Annotated in this window: 8 protein-coding genes; all 8 read right to left on the bottom strand. The window is 39.8% G+C overall.

The features are described 5' to 3' along the window. A partial coding sequence (locus tag ACR2F7_RS10225; protein ID WP_432713470.1) for a DnaJ domain-containing protein occupies positions 1 to 270 on the bottom strand: 270 nt, incomplete at its 3' end. Positions 271 to 276: 6 nt separating this feature from the next. Beyond that, positions 277 to 1,608: an RIP metalloprotease RseP gene (gene rseP, locus ACR2F7_RS10220; protein ID WP_432713469.1), complete on the bottom strand. Its 1,332-nt coding sequence runs from the start codon at positions 1,606 to 1,608 to the stop codon at positions 277 to 279. A 37-nt stretch (positions 1,609 to 1,645) separates the two neighbouring features. After that, complete coding sequence (locus ACR2F7_RS10215) at positions 1,646 to 2,797, bottom strand: 1-deoxy-D-xylulose-5-phosphate reductoisomerase (protein WP_432713471.1); 1,152 nt, start codon at positions 2,795 to 2,797, stop codon at positions 1,646 to 1,648. 47 nt (positions 2,798 to 2,844) lie between these two features. Further along, the gene (locus ACR2F7_RS10210) at positions 2,845 to 4,347 is read right to left on the bottom strand and encodes a GH3 auxin-responsive promoter family protein (RefSeq protein ID WP_432713468.1); all 1,503 of its coding nucleotides are present in this window, start codon (positions 4,345 to 4,347) and stop codon (positions 2,845 to 2,847) included. Between the two features lie 7 nt (positions 4,348 to 4,354). Continuing rightward, the gene (locus ACR2F7_RS10205; RefSeq protein ID WP_432713467.1) at positions 4,355 to 5,143 is read right to left on the bottom strand and encodes a hypothetical protein; all 789 of its coding nucleotides are present in this window, start codon (positions 5,141 to 5,143) and stop codon (positions 4,355 to 4,357) included. Continuing rightward, positions 5,140 to 6,108: a glycosyltransferase gene (locus tag ACR2F7_RS10200; protein WP_432713466.1), complete on the bottom strand. Its 969-nt coding sequence runs from the start codon at positions 6,106 to 6,108 to the stop codon at positions 5,140 to 5,142. Before ACR2F7_RS10200 ends, ACR2F7_RS10205 begins: the two co-directional genes overlap by 4 nt. Before the next feature lie 3 nt (positions 6,109 to 6,111). After that, complete coding sequence (locus ACR2F7_RS10195; protein ID WP_432713465.1) at positions 6,112 to 7,065, bottom strand: glycosyltransferase family 2 protein; 954 nt, start codon at positions 7,063 to 7,065, stop codon at positions 6,112 to 6,114. A gap of 95 nt (positions 7,066 to 7,160) precedes the next feature. Further along, on the bottom strand, positions 7,161 to 7,438 hold a 278-nt coding region (locus tag ACR2F7_RS10190; protein WP_432713464.1), incomplete at its 5' end, for a DUF4112 domain-containing protein.

Raw genomic sequence — 7,438 nt, 5'->3', positions numbered from 1 at the left:
AAAAGATTGGGGAAGAACATAGTTCTCCCCCTCTTTAATTAATCCTTTAATTGATAAAATATAGTGTAAGCGCTTTTGCGGATCACTCAGTACCTGGTAAGCCTTGTTATTTAAGGTCGACAGCTCTAAAACCTCCTCCTGTTTCTCCTGACTTTCGTTGATGAAGAAATCAGGATGATACTTCTTGCTCAGCTCGTAAAACTTCTGCTTTACAATGGCAAGGTCAGGATTGAAGCTAACTGGCAAACCATACAACTCAAAATAATCCATAGTAGCTTAACTTGTAAATGCTTTAAAAATATCATTCCCCAATACAAAGACCATCAGGGTAAGCAACAATATAAAACCTACCATCTGGGCACGTTCCATAAATTTATCTCCAAGTGGTTTACCTTTAATCATCTCAATGATCAGGAATACTACATGACCGCCATCTAAGGCAGGAATAGGTAAAAGATTCATAAACGCTAAGGCGATAGATATAAATGCTGTAGAAGCCCAGAATCTGGCCCAGATCCACTCTCCACCATAAACCTTACGTGCAATTTCTACAGGTCCTGAAAATGCTTTGTTGGCATCTACTTTTCCTGTAACTACTTTCGCTATCCCTTTAGCATTGGTGCTGAATTGTACCCATGCTTGCTCAATACCAATTGGCAAGGCCTGTAAAAAGCTGTAATGGATAGTTTCAATTTTAATTTCATCTGAATCAAAACCAATACCTACTAAACCTGAAGTATCTGCAGGCACTTTAAGGGCTACATTTTGTCCGGCACGGTTAACCGTGAACAATAATTCTTTGCCTTTATTTTTCTTTAACTGTTCGATAACATCCATATCGTATTTTACAGGCACGTTATTGATGGCTAAAATCTTATCTCCTTTTTGAGCACCTGCCTTAAATGCTGGTTTTCCCGCAATAACGGTGTCAATTTTAGAAGTCAACAAAGGTTTACGGCTGATGAATTCTTCAATCCCTAACGTAGATACTTTGTTTAAAATATTGTCTGGAACTTTGATGTAAAGTGTTTTGCCATTCCTCACAACAGTTAAATTGGTGTTTCCCAATAATACCGTCGGACTAATCAGCTCGTCAAAACGAATGACTTTAGTGCCGTTAACAGCAATAACCCTATCTCCTTTTTGTAAGCCAATTTCTTTACCAATAGATCCCGGATAAATTCCGCTTTGTACAGAACTGTTTGGAACGAAGGTTTCTCCATATTTGAAGGTCATCATCCAGAAGATGAAGATACCGACAATAATGTTCACCACTACCCCGCCAAGCATCACGATTAGACGTTGCCATGCTGGTTTCGACCTGAATTCCCAGGGCTGCATCGGTTGCTCCATTTGCTCTGTGTCCATGGACTCATCTATCATCCCCGCAATTTTAACATAACCTCCTAAAGGAAGCCAGCCTATGCCATACTCAACATCTCCTCTTTTAATGCTAAACAATTTAACACCCCAGGCATCGAAAAACAAATAGAACTTTTCTACTTTAATCCCAAATGCTCTCGCCGCCAAAAAATGCCCTAATTCGTGTAATATTACTAATATCGATAATCCCAGTAACAACTGGGCCGCCATAATCAGTCCGCTCATATATTATATTAATGTATTTTAATTGATCAAAAAAATCTTACTTTGTTACAAGTTCACCGGCGAATATACGTGTATGTTCATCGGTTTCTAAATAATTGTTTAGTGTTGGTTCGCCCACAAAAGCCATTTCTGTCATGCACCTTTCAATGATATCACTCATCTCTAAAAAGCCTACTTTATCTTGCAGAAAAGCACTCACCACCACTTCATTGGCTGCATTAACGATACAAGGCATATTACCTCCTTGTTTCATAGCCGTAAAAGCGAGGTCGAGGTTTCTGAAGCTTTCGTTATCTGGTGGGAAGAAGGTGAGCTCCGGATAATTCATAAAATTGAACCTCGGAAACTTACTTTCTACCCTGTTTGGGTAAGCTAAAGCGTAATGGATAGGCAGTTTCATATCGGGCAGTCCCATTTGTGCCTTCATTGACCCATCCTGAAATTGCACAATGGAATGAATGATGGATTGAGGGTGAATGATGACATCAATCTGGTCAACCTCAAGGTCAAACAGCCATTTAGCCTCTATCACTTCCAGTCCCTTGTTCATCATTGACGCCGAATCAATAGTAATCTTTGCCCCCATTACCCAATTGGGATGTTTTAAAGCCTGCAACTTGGTAACCCCCGCTAAAAACTCACGGTCTTTGCCCCTGAAAGGGCCTCCCGATGCTGTTAAATATATCTTCTCTAAGGGATTTCTTTCTTCGCCTACTAAACATTGAAAGATGGCAGAATGCTCTGAATCTACCGGGATAATCTTGACATGATGCTTTTTAGCCAATGCCGTAATCATTTCTCCGGCCACCACCAAGGTTTCCTTATTGGCCAGGCCAATGTCTTTTCCTGCTTCAATAGCGGCAATAGTAGGTCTTAAACCCACAGAACCTACAATTGCGGTCAGCACTAAAGCTGCAGAAGGCAAACTTGCTGCCTCACACAATGCTGCTTCTCCGCTTAAAACTTTTATTCCTGTCCCTGCTAATCCTTCTTTTACGGTTAAATATTTTCCTTCATCACCTATAACGACTAATTCAGGCTTAAATTTTAAAGCCTGGCTAATCAGCAATACGTCATTTTGTTGTGCTGTTAAAGCAACCACACGGTAACGACCGGGATTGGCTTCAACCACTTCGAGTGCTTGTGTTCCTATAGACCCTGTGGATCCCAGTATGCTTATATTTTTTATAATTGCCAAAAGTTATATCTCCTTTAAACGTCTATTTCCCGACGATGTTATTTAATTTGAAAACTGCTCAGTCGATCAGCAATTTTTCTGTCATTGGCTAAACGTGGCACTTTGTTTTGCCCACCCAACTTTCCTTCGGCTCTCATGTAGTTAACAAACGCATCTTTTTGCAAGGTACGAATTACCAACGGTTGCAAGATTTTACCTTCAATTAAGTCAAAGTAATAAATATTCTTCTTTTGTAAAGCCTCATCTACCTTTTTGCTAAATGCAGCAAGGTCTTTGGGAACTTCGGTAAATTCTACAAACCATTCATGATAAGGTAATCCGCCTTCCGGATCAATAACCTGTGGTGCTACCGTAAATTCGGTAATCTCTACCCCTTCGGCATTGGCAACACTTAACAAAGCATGTTCTACTTCTTCGCCAATTACATGTTCGCCAAAGGCTGAGATAAAGTGTTTAATCCTACCTGTAACCATTATCTTGTAAGGATCTTTACTTACAAATTTCACCGTATCGCCTAGGCTATAACCCCACAAACCGGCATTTGTATTTAATATCAAGGCGTAATTAGTATCTAACGCCACATCTGTTAAACTCAAACGTGTAGGGTTCTCATTGTAATATTCATCTGCCGGGATAAATTCATAAAACATCCCTGCATCGGCTAATAACAGCAATCCTTTATCCTTTTGGCTATCCTGGTAGGCAATAAATCCTTCTGATGCCGGGTAAGTTTCTATCGCATCGATCTTGCGGCCAATACTGGCTTCAATTTTAGCACGGTAAGGTTCGTAATTAACCCCTCCATAAACAAAAAGCTTAAAGTTGGGGAAGATGTCTTTGATCGGTTTGCCCTTTGTTTTAGCAATCAGCTTATCGAAATACATTTGTACCCATGGTGGGATGCCCGAAATCAGGGTCATATCCTCATTGATCGTTTCCTCTACAATAGCGTCTACCTTTTCTTCCCAGTCCTCAATACAATTGGTGGCATAGGAAGGCAGCCTGTTTTTCTGCAAATAGGCTGGAACAAGGTTTGCCACAATGCCGGAGAGGCGACCAATCTTAATTCCATTTTTGGTATCCATTACCGGACTGCCCTGCAGAAAGATCATCTTTCCGTTTACAAAGTCGGCATTGCCTGTTTCATGAATATAGGTCAACAGGGCATTCCTTGCTGCTTTAAGGTGCTCTGGCATAGATTCCTTAGAAATAGGAATGTATTTTGCCCCGGAAGTTGTGCCTGATGTTTTTGCAAAATAAGCTGGTTTACCCTTCCAGGTTACATCTTCTTCACCGGCAACAATCCTGTCTATATAGGTCTTTAAACCTTCATAATCCCTGATGGGAACATGCTTTTTAAAATCTTCGTAATTTTTAATGTCAGAAAAATGGTGATCTTTACCAAAGGCAGTATTTTTTGCTGTGGCAACTAAATCAGCAAGCGTATCGTGTTGTGCTTTGACTGCATTGTTCTTCCATTTCTGTATCCGTCCCACTATAAAGGCGGCAAACGGTTTGCTTAACGCTGCTTTAATTCCCATAAATTATTTAAACAATATTATGAATAATATCAGGCTCTTCATCACCCTTATACTCGCGCATCATCCTTCTGTAAGCAATGGTTAAGGCCACATTTGATAGAGGCACAATGATAAATGAACTTAATACATTGACCATAAATGAAATGATGGGCCACTGCAGGTAACTTAAGAAAAGGTACAGGATGTAAAAGGTGCCTAATATCAACGATAACAATAGAATCTTGGTGAAATTGCCTTTGGTAATGGCCAAGCTAAATTTGATAGATCCAAATGGCTTTTGATGTCTGTCGATAATGAAAAACGGAAAAAAGGAAATCCTCACCCAGGTAACAAAAATAGCCACTGTACCTACGGAAATAGCTACATTGGTAACAACAGACATTTTAAGGCCGGTATAAACAAAGGGTAAACCAATGAGGATGACCACTAAATAAACGCCCACAATGCAGAGCATAAAATAGCACATGGCAATTAAAAAGCGAATGATCTGTTGACGGGTGGGCAGCGTGCTCACAATGCTCACATCATTTTCTTCATCATCAAGCAGGTGAAAAATGTATTTCAGCAGGGATAGGTTGATGGTGAAATAAAAGAACACAAAAAGAGCGGCCATCAGTAAACTTAACCCTTTATTGACATCCTTCAAGAAAAAGGCCATCATACCTGAAGCATTGGAGGTCAAAAACATTAAAAAACATAAGGTGGCTAAGGAAAAGTAATTCCGCTTCGTTACTGACCACGCTTTTCCAATCACCTCGTTAACAGTAAAGGTACTTTCTTTTAAATATTCTATCATTGTTGTTTTAATACTACTCTTTTAACAAAATCTTGTATAAAGCCCAAGCCATAAGCTGTTAATTGAATAAATGCAGCGACTACACTCAAATATGCAACTTTTATCGATTTGTTGACCGACAGGGAATGCGAAAAAATCATCCCAAAGTAGATCAGTATAATGGCATTACAAATATAAGCTAATGGTGGGTACAATACATTTAACAACAGGGTGAATATTAAACCCAATGTAAATATGGCAGGAAAAAAATGGACCAGTTTTAACTCTGCAGGGAAGTGTTTGTAAATATTGATCCTTGCCCTTCCGAAGAAATGCAGCTGTTTGTAAAACTGACCAAAACTGGTGCGGCGTTTATGATAAACTTTTGCGCCAGGAATAAGGCCAATTTTAAATCCGTTTTCATGGATCCTGATGCTGTATTCGATATCTTCGCCTAAGCGGGTTAAAATAAAACCGCCTACTTTTTCCCATACTTCACGGGAAACGCCCATATTGAAACTACGGGGGTGAAAGGTGCCGATGTGTTTTTTATTTCCCCTGATACCGCCTGTGGTAAAGGGTGAAGTCATGGCATAGCTGATGGCTTTCTGTACTGGTGTAAAACTTTCATGTGCAGCATCTGGACCTCCATAGGCATCCAAATCATGTTCAAAGAGAAAATCTTTTACTGTTTCCAGGTAATCTGCCGGTATCAGGCAGTCTGAATCAAAAATAACAAAATAATCGCCCTTGGCTCTTTCAAAACCAAAGTTACGGGTAAACCCTTGTCCTTCGTTGGGCTTAAAAAAGTAACGGACATCCAGTTGATTAGCGTATCTTTCTACAATAGCTTTTGCATCGTTAACAGAGCCATCCTCAATCACCAATACTTCAAATTGCGTATAGGTCTGTTTGGTTAGCGTCGCTAATAATTCGTCTATTTCCTGTGGACGATTGTATAAGGGAATGATGATAGAAAAAAACATCCCTTAAATTATTTCTTTTTCAATCAAGTAATGATTACGTTCTGGCGCATTGCGGGTAACCAGCTCTGCAACGAAACCTGTTAAGAACATTTGTGAACCTACTATAATAGCCACCAACGCAATATAAAACATAGGCTGATCGGTAATCTCTCTTTTATAAGGTAAATGCAAAGCAATATGGTAAAGCTTCACCCCTATTAACCATAAGGCCATTAAGGTCCCCAACAGAAAGCTGAGTACACCCAAAGAACCGAAAAAGTGCATCGGTCTTTTGCCAAATTTACCCACAAAAAAGATGGATAAAAGGTCGAGAAAGCCATTGATGAAACGACTGAAGCCAAATTTAGTGACTCCATATTTACGGGCACGGTGTTCTACAACTTGCTCGCCAATATTTTTAAAGCCTGCCCATTTTGCAATCACAGGGATATAACGATGCATCTCTCCATAGACTTCAATGGTCTTGATCACTTCCTTACGGTAAGCTTTCAGGCCACAGTTAAAATCATTTAAATGAATGCCAGACATTTTCCGGGTGGCCGCATTAAACAACTTGGTAGGGATGGTTTTAGTAATAGGATCGTAACGTTTCTTTTTCCAGCCGGAAACCAGGTCGTATTTCTCGTCTTTAATCTTACGGTATAAAGCAGGAATTTCATCAGGGCTATCCTGAAGATCGGCATCCATGGTAATCACCACATCGCCCTGGGCAACAGCAAAAGCTACGTTTAAAGCGGCCGACTTGCCATAGTTCCTCCTGAATTTTATACCTTTGATAGCGCTATATTCCAGTTTCAACTGCTCAATAATGGCCCATGAGCTATCTGTACTCCCATCATCCACATAAAGGATTTCATAAGAAAAGTTGTTCGCTGCCATTACTTTTGCTATCCATGAGGTGAGCTCTGGCAATGATTCTTCTTCATTATATAAGGGTACTACAATAGAAATATCCATGTAAGGTTATGACGCGTAAATAAGGTGCAAATTTTGTTAAATTAAATGACATAATAACAAAAAAATGAATATCGTTTACTCTTCTGCCTCCTATTTTAGAACAAGCCGATGAACCATGCGCCCAGCTTCCATAAAGCAATGATCACTAACACCAACAGGATCAGCAGCACGATACCCACCAATAGCAAGATATTTTTGCCACTTCCCTGGTGTTTGCCCTCTAAATAATACTCATTCATCAACTTTAAATTGCGCGTATTGGATTTATAAAAGAAATCGAAAACCTGGCCTACCAGGGGAATAGCGCCAATGGTGGAGTCAAGGAAAATATTGATAGCCATTAAAACTACCAGTTTATTACTGGCTCCTTTTC

The sequence above is a fragment of the Pedobacter sp. genome (assembly GCF_045628745.1).
Classification (GTDB): Bacteria; Bacteroidota; Bacteroidia; order Sphingobacteriales; family Sphingobacteriaceae; genus Pedobacter.
The sequence above is the reverse complement of the archived record's forward strand: the minus strand, read 5'-3'. Positions and strand labels throughout refer to the sequence as shown.

Excerpts from the sequence above, each read along its gene's own strand:
- rseP (WP_432713469.1), bottom strand. The coding sequence starts at position 1,608 with ATGAGCGGACTGATTATGGCGGCCCAGTTGTTACTGGGATTATCGATA.
- ACR2F7_RS10210 (WP_432713468.1), bottom strand. The coding sequence starts at position 4,347 with ATGGGAATTAAAGCAGCGTTAAGCAAACCGTTTGCCGCCTTTATAGTG.
- ACR2F7_RS10195 (WP_432713465.1), bottom strand. The coding sequence starts at position 7,065 with ATGGATATTTCTATTGTAGTACCCTTATATAATGAAGAAGAATCATTG.
- ACR2F7_RS10200 (WP_432713466.1), bottom strand. The coding sequence starts at position 6,108 with ATGTTTTTTTCTATCATCATTCCCTTATACAATCGTCCACAGGAAATA.
- ACR2F7_RS10205 (WP_432713467.1), bottom strand. The coding sequence starts at position 5,143 with ATGATAGAATATTTAAAAGAAAGTACCTTTACTGTTAACGAGGTGATT.